Annotated in this window: 22 protein-coding genes and 1 riboswitch; of the genes, 11 read left to right on the forward strand and 11 right to left on the reverse strand. The window is 71.0% G+C overall.

Features of this window, described 5'->3' with window-relative positions; genetic code table 11:
• Positions 1–82 precede the first annotated feature (82 nt).
• Positions 83–1,522, reverse strand: coding sequence for a gamma-aminobutyraldehyde dehydrogenase (locus ACF059_RS00320; RefSeq protein ID WP_360894446.1), 1,440 nt, complete (start codon positions 1,520–1,522; stop codon positions 83–85).
• Between the two features lie 169 nt (positions 1,523–1,691).
• Between ACF059_RS00320 and ACF059_RS00325 the strand changes: the two genes are divergently transcribed.
• From ACF059_RS00325 to ACF059_RS00370, 10 genes are all read left to right on the forward strand, one after another.
• Entirely contained in the window at positions 1,692–2,195 is a 504-nt protein-coding gene (locus ACF059_RS00325) for an Lrp/AsnC family transcriptional regulator (protein WP_007266859.1), read from the forward strand.
• 3 nt (positions 2,196–2,198) lie between these two features.
• Positions 2,199–3,560 (forward strand): aspartate aminotransferase family protein, encoded by a 1,362-nt coding sequence (locus ACF059_RS00330; protein ID WP_360894449.1) that lies wholly within the window; start codon positions 2,199–2,201, stop codon positions 3,558–3,560.
• A gap of 169 nt (positions 3,561–3,729) precedes the next feature.
• The gene (locus tag ACF059_RS00335) at positions 3,730–4,488 is read left to right on the forward strand and encodes an ABC transporter ATP-binding protein (protein ID WP_392049576.1); all 759 of its coding nucleotides are present in this window, start codon (positions 3,730–3,732) and stop codon (positions 4,486–4,488) included.
• On the forward strand, positions 4,470–5,543 hold the full coding sequence (locus ACF059_RS00340) for a hypothetical protein (RefSeq protein WP_392049579.1): 1,074 nt from the start codon (positions 4,470–4,472) through the stop codon (positions 5,541–5,543). Before ACF059_RS00335 ends, ACF059_RS00340 begins: the two co-directional genes overlap by 19 nt.
• A gap of 25 nt (positions 5,544–5,568) precedes the next feature.
• Complete coding sequence (locus ACF059_RS00345; RefSeq protein WP_392049582.1) at positions 5,569–6,657, forward strand: LOG family protein; 1,089 nt, start codon at positions 5,569–5,571, stop codon at positions 6,655–6,657.
• A gap of 80 nt (positions 6,658–6,737) precedes the next feature.
• Positions 6,738–7,643, forward strand: a complete 906-nt coding sequence (locus ACF059_RS00350; RefSeq protein WP_392049585.1) for a hypothetical protein — start codon at positions 6,738–6,740, stop codon at positions 7,641–7,643.
• Between the two features lie 93 nt (positions 7,644–7,736).
• Complete coding sequence (locus ACF059_RS00355) at positions 7,737–8,342, forward strand: hypothetical protein (RefSeq protein ID WP_392049587.1); 606 nt, start codon at positions 7,737–7,739, stop codon at positions 8,340–8,342.
• A 162-nt stretch (positions 8,343–8,504) separates the two neighbouring features.
• Positions 8,505–8,744 carry a ferredoxin gene (locus ACF059_RS00360; protein WP_392049589.1) on the forward strand — a complete coding sequence of 80 codons (240 nt, stop codon included), beginning with the start codon at positions 8,505–8,507 and terminating at the stop codon, positions 8,742–8,744.
• The gene (locus ACF059_RS00365; RefSeq protein WP_392049592.1) at positions 8,734–10,128 is read left to right on the forward strand and encodes an NAD(P)/FAD-dependent oxidoreductase; all 1,395 of its coding nucleotides are present in this window, start codon (positions 8,734–8,736) and stop codon (positions 10,126–10,128) included. Before ACF059_RS00360 ends, ACF059_RS00365 begins: the two co-directional genes overlap by 11 nt.
• A gap of 13 nt (positions 10,129–10,141) precedes the next feature.
• The gene (locus ACF059_RS00370) at positions 10,142–11,389 is read left to right on the forward strand and encodes a cytochrome P450 (protein ID WP_392049594.1); all 1,248 of its coding nucleotides are present in this window, start codon (positions 10,142–10,144) and stop codon (positions 11,387–11,389) included.
• Here the strand turns inward: ACF059_RS00370 and ACF059_RS00375 are convergent.
• The 9 genes from ACF059_RS00375 to rpsB form a co-directional block, all read right to left on the reverse strand.
• The gene (locus ACF059_RS00375; RefSeq protein ID WP_392049597.1) at positions 11,386–12,414 is read right to left on the reverse strand and encodes an ABC transporter ATP-binding protein; all 1,029 of its coding nucleotides are present in this window, start codon (positions 12,412–12,414) and stop codon (positions 11,386–11,388) included. The genes ACF059_RS00370 and ACF059_RS00375 overlap by 4 nt on opposite strands.
• Positions 12,414–14,030 (reverse strand): ABC transporter permease, encoded by a 1,617-nt coding sequence (locus ACF059_RS00380; protein WP_392052950.1) that lies wholly within the window; start codon positions 14,028–14,030, stop codon positions 12,414–12,416. The genes ACF059_RS00375 and ACF059_RS00380 overlap by 1 nt, the downstream gene beginning before the upstream one ends.
• A 98-nt stretch (positions 14,031–14,128) precedes the next feature.
• Positions 14,129–15,256 carry a thiamine ABC transporter substrate binding subunit gene (locus ACF059_RS00385; protein WP_392049600.1) on the reverse strand — a complete coding sequence of 376 codons (1,128 nt, stop codon included), beginning with the start codon at positions 15,254–15,256 and terminating at the stop codon, positions 14,129–14,131.
• An 84-nt stretch (positions 15,257–15,340) separates the two neighbouring features.
• Positions 15,341–15,450, reverse strand: a riboswitch (TPP riboswitch).
• Positions 15,451–15,535: 85 nt separating this feature from the next.
• A complete protein-coding gene (gene rlmN, locus ACF059_RS00390; protein ID WP_366864869.1) occupies positions 15,536–16,648 on the reverse strand; it encodes a 23S rRNA (adenine(2503)-C(2))-methyltransferase RlmN in 1,113 nt (370 codons plus the stop codon).
• An 85-nt stretch (positions 16,649–16,733) separates the two neighbouring features.
• On the reverse strand, positions 16,734–17,810 hold the full coding sequence (locus ACF059_RS00395; RefSeq protein ID WP_392049603.1) for a phosphatidate cytidylyltransferase: 1,077 nt from the start codon (positions 17,808–17,810) through the stop codon (positions 16,734–16,736).
• Positions 17,810–18,367 carry a ribosome recycling factor gene (frr, locus tag ACF059_RS00400; RefSeq protein WP_361942192.1) on the reverse strand — a complete coding sequence of 186 codons (558 nt, stop codon included), beginning with the start codon at positions 18,365–18,367 and terminating at the stop codon, positions 17,810–17,812. Before frr ends, ACF059_RS00395 begins: the two co-directional genes overlap by 1 nt.
• Before the next feature lie 85 nt (positions 18,368–18,452).
• Complete coding sequence (gene pyrH / locus ACF059_RS00405) at positions 18,453–19,232, reverse strand: UMP kinase (RefSeq protein ID WP_360894485.1); 780 nt, start codon at positions 19,230–19,232, stop codon at positions 18,453–18,455.
• Positions 19,233–19,394: 162 nt separating this feature from the next.
• Entirely contained in the window at positions 19,395–20,231 is an 837-nt protein-coding gene (gene tsf, locus ACF059_RS00410) for a translation elongation factor Ts (RefSeq protein ID WP_392049606.1), read from the reverse strand.
• Between the two features lie 135 nt (positions 20,232–20,366).
• A complete protein-coding gene (gene rpsB, locus ACF059_RS00415) occupies positions 20,367–21,251 on the reverse strand; it encodes a 30S ribosomal protein S2 (protein WP_392049608.1) in 885 nt (294 codons plus the stop codon).
• Between the two features lie 249 nt (positions 21,252–21,500).
• On the opposite strand from rpsB, the gene ACF059_RS00420 reads away from it, so the two are divergent.
• Entirely contained in the window at positions 21,501–22,043 is a 543-nt protein-coding gene (locus ACF059_RS00420) for a M23 family metallopeptidase (protein WP_392049610.1), read from the forward strand.
• Here the strand turns inward: ACF059_RS00420 and ACF059_RS00425 are convergent.
• Positions 21,997–22,554, reverse strand: a complete 558-nt coding sequence (locus ACF059_RS00425) for a helix-turn-helix domain-containing protein (RefSeq protein ID WP_360894765.1) — start codon at positions 22,552–22,554, stop codon at positions 21,997–21,999. The two genes, ACF059_RS00420 and ACF059_RS00425, sit on opposite strands and share 47 nt — an antisense overlap.
• Between the last annotated feature and the right edge of the window lie 8 nt (positions 22,555–22,562).

Here is a 22,562-nt window from a genome sequence, read left to right on the forward strand (position 1 = left end):
GGCCCTCCCCCGCCGGCGCAAGCGAAAGGGCGGGCGGTGGACCTGGTGTCCACCGCCCGCCCCTTCAAGGCCCAGCTGTGAGTCAGCCGTCGAGCGAGGTCATGACGTGCTTGATGCGCGTGTAGTCCTCGAAGCCGTAGGCGGAGAGGTCCTTGCCGTAGCCGGACTTCTTGAAGCCGCCGTGCGGCATCTCGGCGACGAGCGGGATGTGGGTGTTGATCCACACGCAGCCGAAGTCGAGGTTCTTGGACATCCGCATCGCGCGGCCGTGGTCCTTGGTCCACACCGAGGAGGCGAGGGCGAACTCGACGCCGTTCGCGTACTCCAGGGCCTGGGCCTCGTCCGCGAAGGACTGGACGGTGATGACGGGGCCGAAGACCTCGTTCTGGATGATCTCGTCGTCCTGCTTGAGGCCGGAGACGACGGTCGGGGCGTAGAAGTAGCCCTTCTCGCCGACCTGGTGGCCGCCCGCCTCCACCTTGGCGTGGGCGGGGAGGCGCTCGATGAAGCCCGCGACCTGCTTGAGCTGGTTCGGGTTGTTCAGCGGACCGTAGAGCACGTCCTCGTCGTCCGGCTGACCGGTCTTGGTGTCCGCGGCGGCCTTGGCGAGCGCGGACACGAACTCGTCGTGGATCGACTCGTGCACGAGCACGCGGGTGGCGGCGGTGCAGTCCTGACCGGCGTTGAAGTAGCCGGCGACCGCGATGTCCTCGACGGCCTTGGCGATGTCGGCGTCCTCGAAGACCACGACCGGGGCCTTGCCGCCGAGCTCCAGGTGGACGCGCTTGACGTCCTTGGAGGCGCTCTCGGCGACCTGCATGCCCGCGCGCACCGAGCCGGTGATGGAGGCCATCGCCGGCGTGGAGTGCTCGACCATGGCCTTGCCGGTCTCGCGGTCACCGCAGATGACGTTGAAGACGCCCTTGGGCAGCACCGAGTCGATGATCTCCGCCATCAGCACGGTGGAGGCCGGGGTGGTGTCCGAGGGCTTGAGCACGACGGTGTTGCCCGCGGCGATGGCCGGGGCGAACTTCCACACGGCCATCATCATCGGGTAGTTCCACGGCGCGACCTGGGCGCAGACGCCGACCGGCTCACGGCGGATGATCGAGGTCATCCCCTCCATGTACTCGCCGGCCGAGCGGCCCTCCAGCAGACGGGCGGCGCCCGCGAAGAAGCGGATCTGGTCCACCATCGGCGGCAGCTCCTCGCTGGCCGTGAGGCCGAGCGGCTTGCCGGTGTTCTCCGACTCGGCGGCGACGAGCTCGTCCGCGCGCGCCTCGAAGGCGTCCGCGATCTTCAGCAGCGCCTTCTGGCGGTCGGAGGGCGTGGTGTCGCGCCAGCCCGGGAAGGCGGCCGCGGCGGCGGCCATGGCGGCGTCGACGTCGGCCTGGCCCGAGAGCGGCGCGGTGGCGTACACCTCGCCGGTGGCCGGGTTGACCACCTCGGTGGTCCGCCCGTCGGCGGCGTCCTTGAACTCCCCGCCGATGTAGTTGCGCAGACGACGCAGTTCGGTGGTCACTACAGCCACACTCCTGATCACATGTCCAACGATTGAGACGATTGCCAATCGTAGCCGCTTCGCAGAGGCTTTCGACAGACCCGACGGCCACCAACTACGAAATCAGTGAGATCGCAGTCGCCAAACAACGGATTTCATCGATTCCATCTTGCGGAACAGACGACTCCTCGTGCACAGTGAGGTCGTGGTCAGTCGAAGCGCAGATTCCAGGAACAGACAACCGTCCCCTTCGGTCGATGCTGTGTCCCTGGCGATCATCGAGCAACTGCAGGAGGACGGTCGCCGTCCCTACGCATCGATCGGCAAGGCCGTGGGCCTGTCCGAGGCGGCCGTGCGCCAGCGCGTGCAGAAGCTGCTCGACCAGGGCGTCATGCAGATCGTCGCCGTCACCGACCCGCTCACCGTGGGCCTGCGACGCCAGGCCATGGTCGGCATCAACGTCGAGGGCGACCTCGACCCGGTGGCCGATGCACTGACCGCCATGGCCGAGTGCGAATACGTGGTCATGACCGCCGGGTCGTTCGACCTGATGGTGGAGATCGTCTGCGAGGACGACGACCACCTGCTGGAAACGATCAACAAGAAGATCCGCACGCTCCCCGGCGTGCGATCAACCGAAAGCTTCGTTTACCTGAAGCTGAAGAAGCAGACCTACATGTGGGGAACTCGATAGCCCGTGAGCCAGGACCTCTCCAAGACCGCCTACGACCATCTGTGGATGCACTTCACCCGCATGTCGTCGTACGAGAACGCACCCGTCCCCACCATCGTGCGTGGTGAGGGCACCTACATCTTCGACGACAAGGGCAAGCGCTACCTCGACGGTCTCGCCGGACTGTTCGTGGTCAACGCAGGTCACGGCCGCAAGGAACTGGCCGAGGTCGCCTACAAGCAGGCCCAGGAACTCGCCTTCTTCCCCGTCTGGTCGTACGCCCACCCCAAGGCCGTGGAGCTCGCCGAGCGCCTCGCGAACTACGCTCCGGGCGACCTGAACAAGGTCTTCTTCACCACCGGTGGCGGCGAGGCCGTCGAGACCGCCTGGAAGCTCGCCAAGCAGTTCTTCAAGCTGCAGGGCAAGCACACCAAGTACAAGGTCATCTCGCGTGCGGTCGCCTACCACGGCACCCCGCAGGGCGCCCTGTCCATCACGGGCCTGCCGGCCCTCAAGGCTCCCTTCGAGCCGCTGGTGCCCGGCGCCCACAAGGTGCCGAACACCAACATCTACCGTGCCCCGATCTACGGCGACGACCCCGAGGCCTTCGGCCGCTGGTGCGCCGACCAGATCGAGCAGGAGATCCTCTTCGAGGGCGCCGACACCGTCGCCGCCGTCTTCCTGGAGCCGGTGCAGAACGCCGGCGGCTGCTTCCCGCCGCCGCCCGGGTACTTCCAGCGGGTCCGCGAGATCTGCGACCAGTACGACGTGCTGCTCGTCTCCGACGAGACGATCTGCGCCTTCGGCCGCCTCGGCACGATGTTCGCCTGTGACAAGTTCGGCTACGTGCCGGACATGATCACCTGCGCCAAGGGCATGACCTCGGGCTACTCCCCGATCGGTGCCTGCATCGTCTCGGACCGCATCGCCGAGCCGTTCTACAAGGGCGAGAACACCTTCCTGCACGGCTACACCTTCGGCGGACACCCGGTGTCCTCCGCCGTGGCCATCGCCAACCTGGACATCTTCGACAAGGAAGGCCTCAATCAGCACGTGCTGAACAACGAGGACGCCTTCCGCTCGACGCTGGAGAAGCTGCACGACCTGCCGATCGTCGGCGACGTCCGCGGCAACGGCTACTTCTACGGCATCGAGCTCGTCAAGGACAAGGTCACCAAGGAGTCCTTCACGGACGAGGAGACCGAGCGCGTGCTCTACGGCTTCCTCTCCAAGGCGCTCTTCGAGAACGGCCTGTACTGCCGGGCCGACGACCGCGGCGACCCGGTGATCCAGCTCGCGCCGCCGCTGATCGCGGACCAGGGCACCTTCGACGAGATCGAGGGCATCCTGCGCTCGGTGCTCACCGAGGCGTGGACGAAGCTGTAACCAGGCCTTAAATCGTCCGACCACACGGCCCGGATCCTCCGTTCGAGTGAGAACGCGGGGGTCCGGGCCGTGTGCTGTCGCCATCCCGGACGTTCATCTCTTTACATCTCCATGCGGCCCAGTGACTTCAGCGGGCTCCGCTTCGTTCCCTCGGACGGAGGTGTACGCCATGGTGGCTCCACCGGAAAATGCCCCGCCTGACAATGACGTCCTCTGGGCACGGTCCCTGCACTACTCCCACAGCAGTTCCCCGACACTCGCCGGGATCAGTCTGGGCGTGCGGCAGGGCGAGATCCTGGCCCTGACCGGTCCCCGCGGCAGCGGGAAGACCACCCTGCTCCGCTGCCTGTCCGGGCAGCTTTCGCCCGAGCAGGGCGAGGTCTGGTTCAACAGCCTCCCCGTGCACACCATGGGCACGCTGAGCCGCGAACGGCTGCGCCGCGACCGCTTCGGCTGGATCGGCCCCGAGCCCCAGCTGCTGCCCGAGCTCAAGGTCTGGGAGAACGCGGCCCTGCCGCTGCTGCTCGCCGGAGCCTCCCACCGCAGCGCCAAGCACGCCGCCTGTGAATGGCTGGAGCGCCTGGACATCGGCGGATTCGCCCGCAAGCGCCCCCGCGCGCTGAGCCGCGGCGAGGCCCAGCGGGTCGCCCTGGCCCGGGCCCTGGTCAACGTGCCCGCGGTGATCTTCGCCGACGAGCCCACGGCCCCGCTGCACCGCACCGAGCGCGCCCTGCTGCTGCGGACCCTGACCACCGCGGCCCGCTCCCACGAGATCACCGTGCTGCTGGCCACCCACGACGAGGCGACCGCGGCCGTCGCGGACCGGAGCGTGGCCCTGCTCGACGGCCGCCTGGCCGGGGCCGCGGCGGGCTCCGCGCCCGGCGCCGACACCCCGGAGGGTCAGGCCGCGTGCTCGCTCTCCGCCTAGCCCGCGGTGCCCGGCCGCTGGTCCAGCTGCGGCGGCTCCTGGTCGCCGCCGCTTCGGCCGGTACCGGATTCCTGCTGCTCTACGTGCTCGCGGGAGCCGTGGCCCGGCCCGCCGGATCGTTCCCTCGCCTGCTGTGGGCGCTGATCCCGCTGGCCGCCACCGTCCACTTCGCCGTCGCCGTGGCCCGCGCCGACCCCGCGACCCGACCCCGCGAGGGGCTGGACGCCGCCGGGCTGGGACCCGTACGGCTCATGCTCGTCGCCGTGATCTCCACCGCCGTGGCCTGCGTCCTGGGCAGCGCCCTGGCCCTGGCGGCCTTCCTCCACCTGCGCGGGGACCTGGCCGGGCTGCCCTTCGACGGGGCCGGGGCCGGACTGCTCCACGCCGGGCAGCCGTTGCCCGTGGCGGCCTGTCTCACCCTGCTGGCCCTGGTCCCGCTGGCCGCCTCGGCCGCCACCGCCCTCGCGCTGCGCCCGCACACCCCGCCGGCTCCGCAGACCGGGCTGCCGTGGGGGATCGCGCTGACCGCGTGCGGACTGGCCGCCCTGGCCTACACGGGCCGGGGCGGGGCCGCGATGCTCGTCGGCTGGTCGCTGACCGCGGTCGGGCTCGCCCTCGCCGGCCCCGGCCTCGCCTACGCGTGCGGGAGCCTGGTCCAGGCCGTACGCCCGGGCGGGCTCCGGCTGCTGGCCGGGCGGGCCCTCCAGGAGGAGGCCCCCCGGATCGGTCCGCCGCTGGGGGTTTTGTGCTCCGTCGGCGCGGGGGCCCTCACGGCCCTGGCCCTGCACGACCGGGGCGGGCTGGACGTCCCCCTGGGCCCGCTGACCGGACCGGCCGCGGCCCTGGTCGCCCTGTGCGCCACCGCGACCCTTCTCACATCCACGGTGGAGGCCCGACAGAGGCGGGCCGCCGAACGCGAGGCGCTGCGGGACCTGGGCGCCTCCGCCAAGGTCCTGCGGACGGCGGCGAGTTTGCGCGCCACCGCGCTCCTGGCCGTGTGCCTGCCGCTCAGCTGGGGTGTGGCGCAGCTGACGTCGATGGCCCTGACCCGCTGACGGAGCACCCCTTAGTGTGGGCCGAATGGTCAACGCCATCGAGATCGAGACGCTCGCCGAATTCGACCAGGTCGTGGCCCGCGGCTCGCTCAGCGGCTACCGGATCCAGTCGGTCAACCTGCTGGAGCGGACCTTCGCGCTGCTGTCCGTCGACACCTCGGCGGCCGTGTTCCTGGGCTGCGCGATGGAGCCCGACGCAGCGGCGAAGGTCCGCGGCGACGGCGCGCTGGTCTTCCCGCCCGTACCGGACCTGCCGTTCAACCCGTACCGGGGGCTGCTCTACAGCCCCGAGGAGCTGTTCGCCGGTCTGGGCGAGGGGTACGAGGCCACGCAGGACGCCCAGGCCTACGCCTGGTTCCAGGAGACCAAGGCCGACGCCGACGTCTTCTCCTCGATGCTGCGGTCCGTACACGACGACGCGATCTCCGACGCGCTCGACGAGCACCTCGCCGGTGCCCGGGTGGCGGGTGTGATGGGCGGCCACGCCATGGCCCGCGGCAGTGCGGAGTACCGGGGCGCGGCCGAGCTGGGCCGGGCCCTGACCCGGTCCGGTCTGACGGTCGCCACCGGCGGCGGTCCCGGCGCGATGGAGGCCGCCAACCTCGGCGCCTACCTGGCGCCGGCCCCCGACGCGGCCCTCGGGGAGGCGCTGGAGCTGCTGGCCAAGGTCCCCTCCTTCACCCCGTCGGTGTCGGACTGGGCGCGGGCGGCCTTCGCCGTACGCGACCGCTGGCCCGGCGGCGGCGACTCGGTGGGCATCCCGACCTGGTTCTACGGGCACGAGCCGCCGAACCCCTTCGCGGGCCACATCGCGAAGTACTTCGCGAACGCCACCCGGGAGGACGGTCTGCTGGCACGCTCCGGCGCGGGCGTGGTCTTCCTGCCCGGCGCGGCGGGCACGGTCCAGGAGATCTTCGACAGCGCCACGCCGAACTACTACGCGTCCCGGGGCGAGCCTGCCCCGATGATCCTGGTCGGACGCGCGCACTGGACCGAGCACCTCCCGGCGTGGCCGCTGCTCCGGGTCCTGGCGCGCGGCCGCGCGATGGAATCCCGGATCGCGCTCGTCGACTCGGTGGACGAGGTTCCGGACGTCCTCGCGTCAATGAGCTGAGGCTCGCAGGCAACGTCCCGGCCGATTTCCACGTCTGGCAGAGGTACCGCAAAACCTGCCAGACGTGAACGGAGCCCTTGGTGCTCATAGGCCTGCTGACCGCTGTCGCGGCGTCCATCTGCTACGGCACGGGATCCGTGCTGCAAGCCGTCGGATCGCGCCGCGCCGCGCGCATGTCCCCGACCGCCGCCGGAGTGACCGCCCACGGCGGCCCCAACCTGTCGTCCACCGCGAAGGCGGCGATGACCTGGGAATTCATCGTCGGCACGATCCTGGACTTCGTGGGCTTCGGGCTGGGCGCCCTGGCCGCCCGCCTCCTGCCCCTGTTCCTGTCCCAGACGGTGATCAGCGCCAACCTGGTGATCACGGCCGTGCTGAGCGTGAAGATGCTGGGCATCCGGCTGACGCGCAAGGAGTGGACCTCGATCGGGGTCGTCTGCACCGCGCTGGTGCTGCTGGCCACGGCGGCGGGCCACGAGGGCGGCCACCACGCCCCGACGTCCACGCACTGGTGGCTGCTCGCGATCACCGTGTTCCTGATGGTGGGCGGCACCGTCGCCGTACGCCTCCTCGGCGGCGGCGCCGCGATCCTCGCGGGCCTGCTGTCGGGCCTGGGCTTCGGCGCGCTGGGCGTCGGCGTGCGGATCCTCGACGGCGTCGACCCGTTCGACCTCGGCACCTTCCTGTCCGACCCGGCCCTCTACGCCATCCTGGTGGCGGGCGTCGGCGGCATGTACCTGCACACGGTCGCCCTGCAGATCGGCTCGGTGAACGGCGCCACGGCCGCGCTGGTCGTCGGCGAGACGGTCCTGCCGGGCGCGATCGGCGTCCTGTGGCTCGGCGACGCGTCCCGCCCGGGCCTGGCGTGGCTGGCCGTACTCGGCTTCGTCCTGGCCGTCGCCGGAGCGGTGGCCGTGGCCTGGTACGGCAAGCACGAGGGCTCCGATCCACAGGCCGAGGCCCCGGTCCCGGCGGCGGTCGGATAGCCGCCGGGGCCGACCCGTCACCCGCCCGGCCGCTCCCGGTGGCGGATTGCCGGCGTCCGGCGCTTGCTGGACGGGGGAGAGAGCGAGGGTGGCGTGGACACCACGACCGCACGGTTGCAGACGCCCCGGGCCGCAGGAGCCGCGGGCATCGCCTTCGCCGTACTGCTCGCGGCGGCGATCGTCCTGATGCGGATCGCCCTGCCCTCGGGCGACGGCGCCGAGGTGCCCGTCGACCCCGCCGACCGCTGGGCGGTGCGGCTGGCCCTGGAGATCGTGCCGTTCGCCGCCATCGCCTTCCTGTGGTTCATGGGTGCGCTGCGCGCCCACGCCGGCGAGGCCGAGGACAAATTCGTCTCCACCGTGTTCCTCGGCAGCGGCTTCGTCTGCGTCGCCACCCTGTGCGTCGCCGCCGGGGCGGCGGGAACCGTCCTGGCGCAGGACCCGCCCTCCGATTTCGGCCGCACCTACGCGTACACGGTCCTCGCCACCTACTCCATGCGGATGGCGGCCGTGTTCATCCTCGCGACCTCGACGATGGGGCGGCGGCTCGGGATCTTCCCCAGGCCGCTGGCGCTGCTGGGCACCGTCGTCGGCCTGGTCCTGATCGTGGTGGGGTCCGGCGTGCCCTGGTCCGAGCTGCTGTTTCCGGCCTGGGCCCTCGTCGTCAGCGTCCACATCCTCCGGAGCCGGCTGCGATAGCCCGCTTGCGGGCCCCGAAGAACGCCTTGACCTGCGGGTGCAGTGCCCCGCATGACGTGCCCGGCTCCCGCGTGCATGCTGGGAGGGGAAGGGGACGGGGGGACGAGCGGCGGGGCTCGGGGACGGCGGGGAAGATCGGGCCACCCGAAAGGCTGATGCCTCATGAGGCTTGTCGTCGACCTCAACCGCTGCCAGGGATACGCCCAGTGCGCGTTCCTCGCACCGGACGTGTTCGCCATGCACGGCGACGAATCGCTCCTCTACGCCCCCGAGACGGACGAGCAACAGCGCGAGCACGTCGAGCGCGCCGTCGCCGCTTGCCCCGTCGGGGCCATCCTCGTCGAGTACGACCCGGCCGAGGAACCCCTACGCACCACTCCGGAGGCGCACGGTGAGCGGTGACGGAACCCTGGAACGGCTGAAGCGTGAGGGCCGCATCGTCGTGGTCGGTGCCTCCCTGGCGGGCCTGCGGGCCGCGGAGACCATGCGGGAGAAGGGCTTCGCCGGGTCGCTGACGATGATCGGCGACGAACCGTACGAGCCCTATGACCGGCCCCCGCTGTCCAAGCAGGTCCTGTTGGGCAAGGCGTCCGCGGACCGCACCGCGCTACCCCGCCGCCGGGCGCTCGACGCCCACTGGCGGCTCGGGGTCCCCGCCACCGGCCTGGACATGGCCCGCCGCCGGGTCCTGCTCGGTGACGGCGAGGAAGTGGAATACGACCGGCTGCTGATCGCCACCGGCGTACGGGCTCGGCCGTGGCCGAACGAGGACGAGGGCGCGCTCGAAGGGGTCTTCGTCCTGCGCACCCGCGACGACGGCGCCGCACTGGAGCGCAGCCTCGCGGCCGGTCCGCGCCGGGTCCTCGTCATCGGAGCCGGCTTCACCGGCTCAGAGATCGCGTCCGCCTGCCGTGAGCGCGGCCTGCCCGTCACCGTTGCCGAACGCGGCGCCGCACCGCTGGTCGGGGCGCTCGGCGGGGTCATCGGGGAGGTCGCCGCCGAGATGCACCGCGAGCACGGGGTGGACCTGCGGACCGGGGTGATGGTGACCGGACTGGAGGGTGCCCCCTCCGGACGGGTCCGGGCCGCCCACCTCTCCGACGGGACCACCGTCGAGGCCGACGTGGTGGTCGTCTCGCTCGGCGCGCAGCGCAACACCGAATGGCTCGCCGGATCCGGACTGGGCGCCGGCCCCCGGGGCATCGCCTGCGACGCGGGGTGCCGGGCCTTCGACATCCGGGGCATCGTGACCGACGACATCTATGTCGCGGGCGACGTGGCACGCTCCCCGCACGCGCTCTTCGGCTATCAGTTCCTGTCCCTGGAGCACTGGGGCAATGCCGTCGCCCAGGCCGAGACGGCCGCGCACAACATGCTCAGCGAGAGCGCGGACCGCCGTCCCCACATGTGGGTCCCGGCGTTCTGGTCCTCCCAGTTCGGGGTGAACATCAAATCGGTCGGGGTGCCCTCCATGGGCACGGAGATCATGATCTTGCAGGGCTCGCGGGACGAGCGCCGCTTCACCGGTGTGTACGGCTACCAGGGGCGGGTCATCGGCGCCGTCACCTTCGACCAGTCCCGGTGGCTGCAGTTCTACCAGCAGCTGATCGAGACGACCGCGCCGTTCCCGCCGCCCTTCGCGACGGTGGACCGCAGGCCGGAGGGGCACAAGCCGATGGCGGCCGACTTCCCCGACCCGTCGGTGCCCACCCATGGTCCGACCATCACCCTCAGCGGCTACGCGCCGGACGACCGGCGGCTGACGTTCACCCCCGCGCACCACTGACCGAGGACCTGCCATGACCCAAGCCATCCTGCGGCGGATCATCGACTACGACAGCCGCGCCGATCCGTATCCCCTGTACGAGGAGCTCCGCAAGACGCCGGTGTCCCACGACGAGGACGGCCCGTACGTCGTCAGTACGTACTGGGAGATCCAGAGCCTGCTACACGACCCGCGGATCAGTTCGGACTCCCGCAATCTGGAGTCGGCGGCGGATGACCCGCTGGTGCAGGAGGAAACGCAGGACACCGTCCTGCCCCCGGCCTTCCTGAAGCTCGACCCGCCCGAGCACGACCGGCTGCGCCGGATGACGAACCGGCCCTTCGGCCCGCCGCACACCCCCCACCGGGTGTACGACATGCGCGGCGAGCTCGGCGGCATCGTCTCCGGGCTGATCGACGACATCGCCGACACGGGAGCGGCGGACCGGATCGACCTGGTCGATCGGTTCTCGTACCCCTTCCCGGTCACGGTCATCTGCCGGCTGCTCGGCGTGCCGCACGAGGACGAGCCGCGCTTCCACGTGTGGGCCGACACGCTGGCGGCCAGCCTGGATCCCGACCCGGACGCCGATCCGGCGCAGGGCAGGAAGGGCGCGCAGGACGCCCGCATGGAACTGGGTATGTACCTGGCCGGGCTGATCGAGGAGCGGCGCAAGAGCCCCGGCGACGACATGCTGTCCCACCTCGCGATGGACGGCGGCCCCGATGGCACGATGACGACGATGGAGGTCCTCAGCACCGCCGGGCTCCTGCTGATCGCGGGCCACGAGACCACGGTCAACCTGATCACCAACGGCATGCTGACCCTGCTGCGCCACCCGGAGGTGCTGCAGCGGCTGCGTGAGGACCCGGGCCTGTCGGTGCCGATCGTCGAGGAGCTGCTGCGGTACGAGCCTCCGGTGCAGCTGCTGCCCCAGCGCAGCACCCTCGCCGAGATCGAGGTCAGCGGGGTCACCATCCCCAAGGGCGCCTCGCTCTGGCTGATCCTGGCGTCCGGGAACCGCGACCCGCGGCGGTTCGCGAACGCCGACCGCTTCGACCCGGACCGCGCCGACATCCAGCACCTGGGCCTCGGCAGCGGGATCCACAGTTGCTTCGGGGCGCCGCTGGCCCGGCTTGAGGCCCAGCTGGCGCTGAGCGAACTGGCCCGCCGGCTGGAGAACCCCCGCCTGCTGGAGGACCCGCCCCCGTACCGCCAGAACGCGGTCCTGCGCGGCCCGCGCCACCTGCCGATCGCCTGCGACGGGATCCGCGCCGCCTAGGCGGCGGCGTCCGGAAGGACGACGACCTCGGCCGGGGTGAAGGTGACCGCGACGCGGTCGCCGACCGCCGGGGCGCCGGCCAGCCCGCATTCCGCTTCCAGTACGGGCCCGGCCTGCGGCCTCAGCAGCAGCGCGACGTGCGTACCGCGGAAGGTGCGGGAGAGCACCTCGCACGGCAGGCCCGCCTCGCAGAGCACGACCCCGGCGGGGCGGATCAGCAGGCGCTGCTCCCCCTCCGGGGACCCGGCCGGGACCGGGACCTTGCCCCAGGGCGTCCCGGCCGCGCCGCCCGAGACCGTCGCCGGGACCACGTTCTCGAAGCCGAGGAAGCGCGCCACGAACTCCGACGCGGGCCGCTGCCACACCTCCAGCGGGGTCCCGGCCTGCGCGATCCGGCCGTCCCGCATCACCACCACCCGGTCCGCCAGCGCGAAGGCCTCCCCCTGGTCGTGCGTGACGGCCAGCACCGTCGTCCCCAGCCGGGTGAACAGGGTCTGAAGCTCCACCACGAGCCGCTCCCGCAGGCCCCGGTCCAGCTGCCCCAGTGGTTCGTCGAGCATCAGGAGCCGCGGTGACGGCGCCAGCGCCCGGGCCAGGGCCACGCGCTGCTGTTCGCCGCCCGACAGGGAGGCCACCGCGCGGCCCTGGGCCCCCGGCAGGCCCACGAGCTCCAGGAGTTCCGCGACCTGGGAGGTGCAGGCGGCCCGTCCGGCGCCCCGCATCCGCAGGCCGAAGGCGACGTTCCCTCCGACGTCCCGGTGCGGGAAGAGCTGGTGGTCCTGGAACATCAGGCCCACGCCCCGCCGGTGCACCGGCACCCCGGCCTGGTCGGCGCCGCCCAGCAGGACGCGGCCCTCGGAGGGCCGCTGGAGCCCGGCGACGACCCGCAGCAGCGTGGACTTGCCGCTTCCGCTCGGTCCGAGCACGCACACGGTCTCGTGCTCGGCGACCTCCAGGTCCACGCGGTCCACCACGGCGCGCTCGCCGAAGCGGACCGACACCCCTTCCAGTTGAAGCAGTGTCATCAGAACTCTCCGGCGGTCTTGTCAGGTCGCAGTCGCTCCAGCAGCAGCAGGGAGACCGCGCACACCAGCATCAGGATCGTGCTCAGGGCCATCGCCTGCCCGTAGTTCAGCTCTCCGGCCCGGCCCAGCAGCCGCGCCACGGCGACCGGCAGGGTCGGCTGGTCCGGCCGCGCGATGAAGACGGTCGCGCCGAACTCGCCCAGCGACACCGCGAAGGCGAACCCGGCCGCGATCAGCAACGCCCGCCGCACCAGCGGCAGGTCCACCTCCCGCCAGGCCCGCCAGGGGGACGCGCCGAGCACCGCGGCCGCCTCCCGCAGCCGCCCGTCCACCGCGCGCAGCACCGGCAGCATGCTCCGCACGACGAAGGGCACCCCCACCAGCGCCTGGGCCAACGGCACCAGGATCCACGAGGTCCGCAGGTCCAGCGGCGGCCCGTCCAGGGTGATGAGGAAGCCGAAGCCCACGGTGACGGCGGACACGCCGAGCGGGAGCATCAGCAGCGCGTCGAAGCCGCGTACGAAGCGGCCGCCGCGCCGGGTCAGGGCCGCGGCGGCGAGACCCCCGATGACCAGGGCGATCGCGGTGGCGGCGAGCGCGTACCGCAGGGAGTTGCCGATGGCGTCCAGCGGCGGCACCAGGAAGGTCCCGCCACCGGCGCCCGCGTCCTGGAGGGCCTCGTAGAAGCCGGGGCCGTAGCCGCCGGGGGTGTCGAAGGACCGTTCCACCAGCACGCCGAGCGGCAGCACGATCAGCAGCGCCACCGTCAGCAACACCCCGCCCAGCAGGGCGCGTTGCGCCAGGCCGCGGGGGCGGTGCGTGGTCCGGCCGGGGTCGACCAGCCGGAGCGCGGTCTCGCGCTTGCGCACGGTCCAGGCGTGCACGCCGAGGACGGCGCCGACCGCGGCGAACTGCACCATCGTCAGCACGGCGGCCGTGGGCAGGTCCAGGAGCTGTGCGGTCTGCCGGTAGACCTCCACCTCAAGCGTGGAGTACGAGGGCCCGCCCAGGATGAGTACGACGCCGAAGGAGCTGAAGGTGAACAGGAACACCATCAGCGAGGCGGCGGCCACGGAGGGGGCCAGGGCGGGCAGCGTCACCCGCCGCCAGGCGGCGAACCGGCCCGCGCCCAGCACCCGGGCGGCCTCCTCCTGGCGGGGATCCAGCTGGGCCCACAGCCCGCCGACCGTGCGGACGACGACGGCGTAGTTGAAGAAGACGTGCGCGAGGAGGATGGCCCAGACCGTGGTGTCGAGCCGTACGCCCGCCACCTCGTCCAGCAGCCCGCCCCGGCCGACGAGGGCCAGGAAGGCGGTGCCGACGACCACGGTCGGCAGCACGAACGGCACGGTCACCACGGCGCGCAGCACCTGCTTGCCGGGGAACTCGAAGCGCGCGAAGACGTACGCGCCGGGGAGTGCGATCAGCAGCGTGAGCGCGGTGGAGGCGAGCGCCTGCCATGTGGTGAACCACAGCACTCCGGCGATGTCGGGCCGGGTGATCACCTCGCCGATCCGGCCGAACTGCCACCCGTCGGCGGTCTTGAGGCCGCGCCCGACGATCGCGGCGACGGGGTAGGCGAAGAACAGCCCGAAGAAGGCGAGGGGAACGGCCATCAGGGCGAGCCGCACGGCGGTCGCCCTGACGGCCGTCCCGGCGGGGCCGGGGACCGCCGCGGCGCCCCCCGGCGCCGCGCGCGGAACCTTCGTACCGCTTACTTCACGACGAGCGCGGTCCATGCCTTGACCCACTGCTCACGGTTCTCGGCGATGGTCTGCGGAGCGACGTTCTCGGGCTTCTCGACGACCGCGCCGTGCTTGGTGAACAGCTCCGGCAGGGCGGCGTTCGCCGTCACCGGGTTCACGAACATCTGGAGCGGCATGTCCTCCTGGAACTTCTTGCTGATCAGGAAGTCGACGAGCGCCTTGCCGCCCTCCTCGTTCTTCGCCCCCTTCAGCAGACCCGCGAACTCGATCTGGCGGAAGCAGGTGCCGGTGGCGACGCCCGTCGGGGCCTCGGCCGGCTGCGGCTCGCCGTACAGCACCTCGACCGGGGGGCTGGAGGCGTAGGAGACGACCAGCGGGCGGTCGCCCTTGGCCTTCTTGCCGCCCGCCGAGCCGGAGAAGCGCTCGTTGTAGGCCTGCTCCCAGCCGTCGACGACCTCGACGCCGTTGGCCTTCAGCTTGCTCCAGTAGTCCTTCCACCCTCCCCCAGAGGCTTCGCCCTGGGAGGTGCCCCCATCGCCGTACTTGCCGACGGAGGCGAGGAGGAAGCCGAGGCCGGGCGAGGAGGTCGCGGCGTTCTCGGTGACCAGCAGGTTCTTGTACTCCGGCTTGATCAGGTCGTCCAGCGTCTGCGGCGGGGCGATCTTCTTGTCCGCGAAGTACGCCTTGTCGTAGTTGACGCAGATGTCGCCGGAGTCGACCGGGGTGACGCGGTGCTCCTTGTCGAGCACGTACTCGGGCTTCACCTCGGCCAGGCCCTTGGCCTCGTACGGCGTGAAGAGACCGTTGTCGAGGGCGCGCGAGAGCAGGGTGTTGTCCACCCCGAAGAAGACGTCGCCGCGCGGCGAGCCCTTGGTGAGGATCTCCTGGTTCAGTGCCGCGCCGGCGTCCCCGGACTTCAGCACCTTGACGGTGTAGCCGCTCTGCTGCTCGAACTCCTTCAGGACCGTGTCGGTCACGTTGAAGGAGTCGTGCGAGACGAGGGTGACGGTCTTGGACTTCGGGCTCTCGCCGGCGCCGGCGGTCTTGTCCTCGGCGTCGCCGCCGCAGGCGCTGAGCGTGCTGACGCCCAGCGCGGCCGCGAGCGCGGCGCCCGCGATCTTCTTGGTGGTGCTCACTGGTGATTCCTCCTGGGATGACCAGGAGAAGACGCGGCCCCGCCCGGCGCTCAGTGCGAGCGGACGCCGGGCAGGGCGCAACAGCTTGAGTGGTGACCGAACTTCCTACCCCGAATGACCGGGGCGAGGTTCAGAGGGTCTGCGGATGACGGTTGCCGCACTCTCAGCGCTGTGGCGCTCCCCTGTCGGAATATGAAATTGGTTCGGCCACAGGGTACCCCGTGGCCGAATCATGCAGAACGGAAGCGGAATCCAGTGCTCCAAGCGCTCCTAGGGCTCCTAGCGCTCCGAAGCGGCCAGCTGGCCGCACGCGCCGTCGATCTCCTGGCCGCGGGTGTCGCGTACGGTCACGGGCACGCCGTGACGGGCGATGGCCTCCACGAAGGCCCTCTCGTCCTCGGGGCGCGAGGCGGTCCACTTGGAGCCCGGCGTCGGGTTCAGCGGGATCAGGTTGACGTGGACGCGCTTGCCCTTGAGCAGCTTGCCCAGCAGGTCACCGCGCCAGGCCTGGTCGTTGATGTCGCGGATCAGGGCGTACTCGATCGAGATCCGGCGGCCGGACTTCTCCGCGTACTCCCAGGCCGCGCCGAGGACCTCGCGGACGTTCCAGCGGGTGTTCACGGGGACCAGGGTGTCGCGCAGCTCGTCGTCGGGCGCGTGCAGCGAGACGGCGAGACGGCACTTGAAGCCCTCGTCGGCGAACCGCAGCATGGCCGGGACCAGGCCGACGGTGGAGACGGTGATCCCGCGCTGGGACAGGCCCAGGCCGTCGGGCTCCGGGTCGGTGAGCCGGCGGATGGCGCCGACCACCCGGTTGTAGTTGGCGAGCGGCTCGCCCATGCCCATGAAAACGATGTTCGACAGCCGGGCGGGGCCGCCGGGGACCTCGCCGTCGCGCAGGGCGCGCATGCCGTCGACGATCTGGTGCACGATCTCGGCGGTCGACAGGTTGCGGTCCAGACCGGCCTGGCCGGTGGCGCAGAACGGACAGTTCATGCCGCAGCCGGCCTGCGAGGAGATGCACATCGTGACCCGGTCGGGGTAGCGCATCAGCACGGACTCGACGAGGGTGCCGTCGTGCAGCTTCCACAGGGTCTTGCGCGTGGTGTCGTTGTCGCAGGAGATGTGACGGACCACGTTCATCAGGTCCGGGAGGAGCTCCTGCTGGAGCTTCTCGCGGGAGGCCGCGGGGATGTCCGTCCACTCGGCCGGGTCGTGCGCGTAGCGCGCGAAGTAGTGCTGGGAGAGCTGCTTGGCCCGGAAGGGCTTCTCACCGATCGCGGCGACCGCCTCGCGGCGCTCCTCCGGCGTGAGGTCGGCGAGGTGCCGGGGCGGCTTCTTGGCTCCGCGCGGGGCGACGAAGGTGAGCTCTCCCGGAACAGGGCGGGCCATGGCAGGTACTCCTCGTAAGACGAAAGGCGCGCCGCAGAAGCAGCACGCCTTTCAAGAGTAACCGCCCGGGCCCGGTCGGCCCCGCTCAGCCGGTTCCGACGAAGAGGGCCAGCAGCAGCCACACCACCGGGGCGGTGGGGAGCAGCGAGTCCAGGCGGTCCATGATGCCGCCGTGTCCGGGAAGCAGGGTCCCCATGTCCTTGATGCCCAGGTCCCGCTTGATCATCGACTCGCCCAGGTCGCCCAGGGTGGCGCTGACCGCGACGGCGAGGCCGAGCAGCAGGCCCTGCCACCAGGAACCGCCGTCGATCAGGAACTCCATGCACAGCGCGCCGGCCGCCATGGCGAAGGCCACCGCGCCGAACAGGCCCTCGCGGGTCTTGCCGGGGCTGATGCGCGGCGCGAGCTTGGTCTTCCCGAAGCGCCAGCCGACCGCGTAGGCCCCGGTGTCGCTGACCACGGTCAGGAGCAGGAAGGTGATCACGCGCTGCGGACCGTCGTCTGCGGTCAGCAGCATCGCGACGAAGGTGGCCAGGAAGGGCACGTAGAACGCCGCGAAGGCGCCCGCCGTGACGTCCTTGAGGTAGCCCTCGGGCGGCTCCGTCATCCGCCACACCAGGACCGCCAGCACGGTCAGCGCCATGGCGACCCAGGCGCCCTCGGCCCCCCGGACGTATCCGGCGATGACCATGGCCGCGCCGCCGACCGCGAGCGGGACCAGCGGGGCCTTGATGCCCTTCTGCTCCTGCAGCCGGGAGGTGAGCTCCCACAGGCCGACCACGACGGCGACGACGACGACACCGACGAAGACGGCCTTGACGATCAGCAACGAGGCGAAGATCACCGCACCGAGACCGACACCGACCCCTATGGCGGCGCGCAGGTCCCGCCCCGCGCGCTTCTTCGGCGGCGGGGTCGGGGCGCCCTGCGGGTGCGGGGCGTGCGGAGGCGGGGGGCTGGGCATGGGCTCCTGCGGCGGCGTCTCGGCGCGGAAGAAGGGGCCGCCGTCCTCGGCGGCCCCCCGATCGCGTGCTTCCCGGTCGTCGAAGTCACGGCCGGCGGCATCGGGCACGATGGGCATGGGCCGAGTGTGCGGGCCCACCTGCGCATCGTATGCGGGACCCGCCGGAACCGGCTCCGGCTGCCAGGAAGAGTCGTTCATCAGACTTCGAGGAGCTCGGCTTCCTTGTGCTTGAGGAGCTCGTCCACCTGCGCGACGTACTTCGCGGTGGTGTCGTCGAGCTCCTTCTCGGCCCGGCGCACCTCGTCCTCGCCGGCCTCCTTGTCCTTGACGAGCTTGTCGAGGGCGTCCTTCGCCTTGCGGCGGACGGCGCGGATGGAGACCTTGGAGTCCTCGGCCTTGTTCTTGGCGACCTTGATGTACTCCTTGCGGCGGTCCTGCGTCAGCTCGGGGAAGGTCACCCGGATGATGCTGCCGTCGTTGCTCGGGTTGACACCGAGGTCGGAGTCGCGGATCGCCTGCTCGATGTTGCGCAGGGCGCTCTTGTCGAACGGCGTCACGATCGCCATGCGCGGCTCGGGCACCGAGAAGGAGGCGAGCTGGTTGATGGGCGTGATGGCGCCGTAGTACTCCGCCACGATCTTGTTGAACATCGCCGGGTGCGCACGGCCGGTGCGAATCGCGGCGAAGTCTTCCTTGGCGACGACGACGGCCTTTTCCATCTTCTCCTCGGCCTCGAGGAGGATCTCTTCGGTCACCACGTGCTCCTGCATGTCTTGAATGGATGGTTCAGGCGGGCGGGGCGGACGGGTCCGGTCCGGGCTCGGTCCGGCGTCGGACCGCTCAGACCCGGGTTCCCTGGTCGCTGACGAGCGTGCCGATCTTCTCACCCTTGACGGCGCGGGCGATATTGCCTTCGGCGAGCAGCTCGAAGACGAGGATCGGCAGCTTGTTGTCGCGGCAGAGCGTGATGGCGGTGGCGTCGGCGACCTTGAGATCGCGCGAGAGCACCTCGCCGTACTCCAGCGCGTCGAACTTCACCGCGTCCGGGTTCTTCTTCGGGTCGGAGTCGTAGACCCCGTCGACCCCGTTCTTGCCCATGAGCAGGGCCTCGGCGTCGATCTCCAGGGCGCGCTGGGCGGCCGTGGTGTCGGTGGAGAAGTACGGCATGCCCATGCCGGCGCCGAAGATGACGACGCGGCCCTTCTCCAGGTGCCGCACGGCACGCAGCGGGATGTACGGCTCGGCGACCTGGCCCATCGTGATGGCCGTCTGCACGCGGGAGTCGATGCCTTCCTTCTCCAGGAAGTCCTGGAGGGCGAGGCAGTTCATGACCGTGCCGAGCATGCCCATGTAGTCGGACCGGGCACGGTCCATGCCGCGCTGCTGGAGTTCGGCGCCGCGGAAGAAGTTGCCGCCGCCGATCACGATGGCGATCTCCGCGCCGTCGCGGACGACCGCGGCGATCTCACGCGCGATGGCGTGGACGACGTCGGGGTCGACGCCCAGTCCTCCGCCACCGGAGAAGGCCTCGCCCGACAGCTTCAGCATGAAGCGGCGGCCCTTCTTCTTCTGGTCGCTCTTGTCGTCGGATGCGGTGTGGGGGTCCACGCCCTGATTCATGGAGATCTCCTCGTGCACATACGAAGAAGGCCATTGCCGGTGGGTCCTCGCGGTTCCCTTTGCGGCAATGGCCTCCTCGTCAGATCTGCGGTCGTCTCGCGCAAGCGCGGACGACTGCCTCAGACCCTACCGGGGTCCGGTGTCCGTCGCGTACGGACGGACTCAGATGCCGACCTTGATGCGGCTGAACCGCTTCAGGGTGACACCGGCCTCGTCCAGAACCTTCTGGACGGACTTCTTGTTGTCCAGCGCGTACGGCTGGCCGAGCAGCGTGGCGTCCTTGAAGAAGCCGTTGATGCGACCCTCGACGATCTTCGGGAGGGCGGCCTCGGGCTTGCCCTCCGCGCGGGTGACCTCTTCGGCGATGCGACGCTCGGACTCGACCTTCTCGGCCGGAACGTCTTCCTTGGAGAGCCACTGCGGGGCGAACGCGGCGATGTGCTGCGCGATGCCGCGGGCCACCTCGGCGTTCTCCTTGTCGAGCTCGACGAGGACACCGATCTGGTACGGCAGGTCGGGCATCGTGCGGTGCATGTACGACGCCACGTAACCGCCGGTGAACTGCGCGAAGCGGTCCAGGACGATCTTCTCGCCGAGGTTGGCGTTGGCCTCGTCCACGAACGCCTGGACGGTCTTGCCGGGCTCGATCTCGGACGCGAGCAGCGCCTCGATGTCCGCCGGGGAGGTGGCGGCGACGTGCGCGGCCAGCTGGTTGGCGACGGCCAGGAACTTCTCGCCCTTGGCGACGAAGTCCGTCTCGCACTTCAGCTCGACGAGGACACCGGAGGTGTGGTCGGCGGCGATGAGGTCGACGACGGCACCGTTCTCGGCAGAACGGCCCTCGCGCTTGGCGACGCCCTTCTGGCCCTTGATACGGAGCGCTTCCATGGCCTTGTCGACGTCGCCGTCGGAGTCGACCAGCGCGTTCTTGCAGTCCATCATGCCGGCGCCGGTGAGCTCGCGGAGCTTCTTGACGTCAGCGGCGGTGTAGTTCGCCATGAGTCTGTGATTCTCTCTCGAAGTCGTAGATCTACGGGTGAACGGCGGAGGCGCCGCGCCTTGGGCGCGGCTCCCCCGCCGTCATCGTCCGTGCTGTGAGTGCCCGGCGCGTGAACGCCGGGTCCTCTCAGTGGGTCAGGCCTGCTCGGCGTCGGCGGCCGGGGCGGCCTCGGCGGCCGGGGCCTCGACGGTCTCGGCGGCGGCCTCGGCCGGAGCGGCCTCAGCGGCGTCGTCGGCCTTCTTGTCGCCCTCGAGCAGGTCGCGCTCCCACTCGGCGAGCGGCTCGGCAGCGGCCTTCTCGCCCGGCTTCGAGTCGCCGGTCGCAGCGCCGGAGCGGGCGATGAGGCCCTCGGCGACGGCGTCGGCGATCACGCGGGTGAGCAGGGTGACGGAGCGGATCGCGTCGTCGTTGCCCGGGATCTTGTAGTCGACCTCGTCGGGGTCACAGTTGGTGTCGAGGATCGCGACGACCGGGATGTGGAGCTTGCGCGCCTCACCGACGGCGATGTGCTCCTTCTTGGTGTCGACGATCCAGACGGCGCTGGGGACCTTCGACATCTCGCGGATACCACCGAGGGTCTTCTCCAGCTTGGTCTTCTCGCGGGAGAGGACCAGGAGCTCCTTCTTGGTGAGACCCGAGGCGGCGACGTCCTCGAAGTCGATCGCCTCAAGCTCCTTCAGACGCTGAAGGCGCTTGTAGACGGTGGAGAAGTTGGTGAGCATGCCACCCAGCCACCGCTGGTTGACGTACGGCATACCCACGCGGGTCGCCTGCTCGGCGATGGCCTCCTGGGCCTGCTTCTTGGTACCGACGAACATGATGGAGCCACCGTGCGCGACGGTCTCCTTCACGAACTCGTAGGCGCGGTCGATGTACGACAGCGACTGCAGCAGGTCGATGATGTAGATGCCGTTGCGCTCCGTGAAGATGAAGCGCTTCATCTTCGGGTTCCAACGGCGGGTCTGGTGACCGAAGTGGACGCCGCTTTCCAGCAGCTCCCGCATCGTGACGACGGCCATGGCCATCTCCTTGGTTTCTCGGTTTGGTTCCTGACGCCCCGCCGCGCCCTGCCCCGATGAGGGACCGAGAGACGCTGTCACCTGGCCGTTTAGGGCCGGTGCTGGGGCGTGCGAAGTCGACCCGGTGACCCGGATCGCCACAAGAAGTGTACGGGACCCGGTGGTATGCCGGGTGACGCCGTTGTCCACAGTGTCCGGCCTGTCCACAGGCCCGGCCGCGGGCCCGCCGGACGCGCGACGCTGTGCGCCATGACGACACTGCTGCTCAGCCTTCTCCTGACCCTGGCCCAGGCCGCCGTCCCGGGGGTCCGCCCGCTGCCCGCGCCCCTGTCCGTGGCCCGCTGGTGGGACCCGCCGCCGACGCCGTACGCGGCCGGGCACCGCGGGGTGGACCTGTCCGCCCCGGTGGGCGCGGAGCTACGGGCGGTCGGGGCGGGCCGGGTGCACTACGCCGGGCAGGTCGCGGGCCGCGGTGTCCTCTCGCTCACGCTGCCCGGCGGCCTGCGCACGACCTACGAGCCGGTCCGGCCGCTGGTCACGGAGGGCGAGGAGGTCACTGCGGGCCAGGTGGTGGCGGTCCTGACGGAGGGCTCCCACTGCCCGGAGCCGTGCCTGCACTGGGGCCTTCTGGCCGGCGAGGCGTACCTCAACCCCTTCACCCTGCTCCCCCGGCCCACTCCCCGCCTGCTGCCGGGCGCCGGCCCGGACGGGGGCGGCGGCTCCGGGGACCTCGGCCCCGGGGGCCTCAGCCCCGGACGCCCCGCAGGGCCATCGCCACGGCCGCCTCGGTGACGACCTCGGGGTCCTCGGCGGCGCCGAGCTCGATCCGCCGTACCGCCGCGTCCACGACCCCCTGGAGCAGCATCGCCGCCAGGCGGGGCTCCGCATGTCCCAGGGAGCTCAACGCCTCGACGATCATCGCGACCAGCCCCCCGTGCGCCGCACGGATCTTCTCCCGCGCCCCGGCGTCGAGCTCGCTCGCCGAGATGGCGACCACCGCCCGGTGCCGGCGGTCCCCCACCAGCCCCAACTGGCTGCGTACGTAGGCCTCGACCTTCGCCTCGGGCGACGGCGCGTGTTCCATCGCCGCCTCGATCTCGGCGGCCCACACGGGGAAGTCCACCGCGCACAGCTCTTCGACCACGGCGGCGCGGGAGCGGAAGTACTCGTAGACGGAGGACCGGGCCAGCCCGGTCCGCTCCGCGAGGGCGGGGAAGGTCAGCGCCTCCGTCCCGCCTTCGGACAGCAGGGAACGCGCGGCGTCCAAGAGGGCGCCGCGCTGCATCGACCGGTGCTCGGCCACGGAGGCCG

This window comes from Streptomyces sp. NPDC016562 (assembly GCF_043076955.1).
Taxonomy (GTDB): Bacteria; Actinomycetota; Actinomycetes; order Streptomycetales; family Streptomycetaceae; genus Streptomyces.

Bases quoted from the DNA above. Each gene is read 5' to 3' on its own strand.
- pyrH (WP_360894485.1), bottom strand. From the start codon at position 19,232: ATGAATCAGGGCGTGGACCCCCACACCGCATCCGACGACAAGAGCGAC.
- ACF059_RS00360 (WP_392049589.1), top strand. From the start codon at position 8,505: ATGAGGCTTGTCGTCGACCTCAACCGCTGCCAGGGATACGCCCAGTGC.
- rpsB (WP_392049608.1), bottom strand. From the start codon at position 21,251: ATGGCCGTCGTCACGATGCGGGAGCTGCTGGAAAGCGGCGTCCACTTC.
- rlmN (WP_366864869.1), bottom strand. From the start codon at position 16,648: ATGGCCCGCCCTGTTCCGGGAGAGCTCACCTTCGTCGCCCCGCGCGGA.
- ACF059_RS00375 (WP_392049597.1), bottom strand. From the start codon at position 12,414: ATGACACTGCTTCAACTGGAAGGGGTGTCGGTCCGCTTCGGCGAGCGC.
- ACF059_RS00395 (WP_392049603.1), bottom strand. From the start codon at position 17,810: ATGAACGACTCTTCCTGGCAGCCGGAGCCGGTTCCGGCGGGTCCCGCA.
- tsf (WP_392049606.1), bottom strand. From the start codon at position 20,231: ATGGCGAACTACACCGCCGCTGACGTCAAGAAGCTCCGCGAGCTCACC.
- ACF059_RS00420 (WP_392049610.1), top strand. From the start codon at position 21,501: ATGACGACACTGCTGCTCAGCCTTCTCCTGACCCTGGCCCAGGCCGCC.
- ACF059_RS00345 (WP_392049582.1), top strand. From the start codon at position 5,569: ATGGTCAACGCCATCGAGATCGAGACGCTCGCCGAATTCGACCAGGTC.
- ACF059_RS00380 (WP_392052950.1), bottom strand. From the start codon at position 14,030: ATGGCCGTTCCCCTCGCCTTCTTCGGGCTGTTCTTCGCCTACCCCGTC.
- ACF059_RS00370 (WP_392049594.1), top strand. From the start codon at position 10,142: ATGACCCAAGCCATCCTGCGGCGGATCATCGACTACGACAGCCGCGCC.
- ACF059_RS00335 (WP_392049576.1), top strand. From the start codon at position 3,730: ATGGTGGCTCCACCGGAAAATGCCCCGCCTGACAATGACGTCCTCTGG.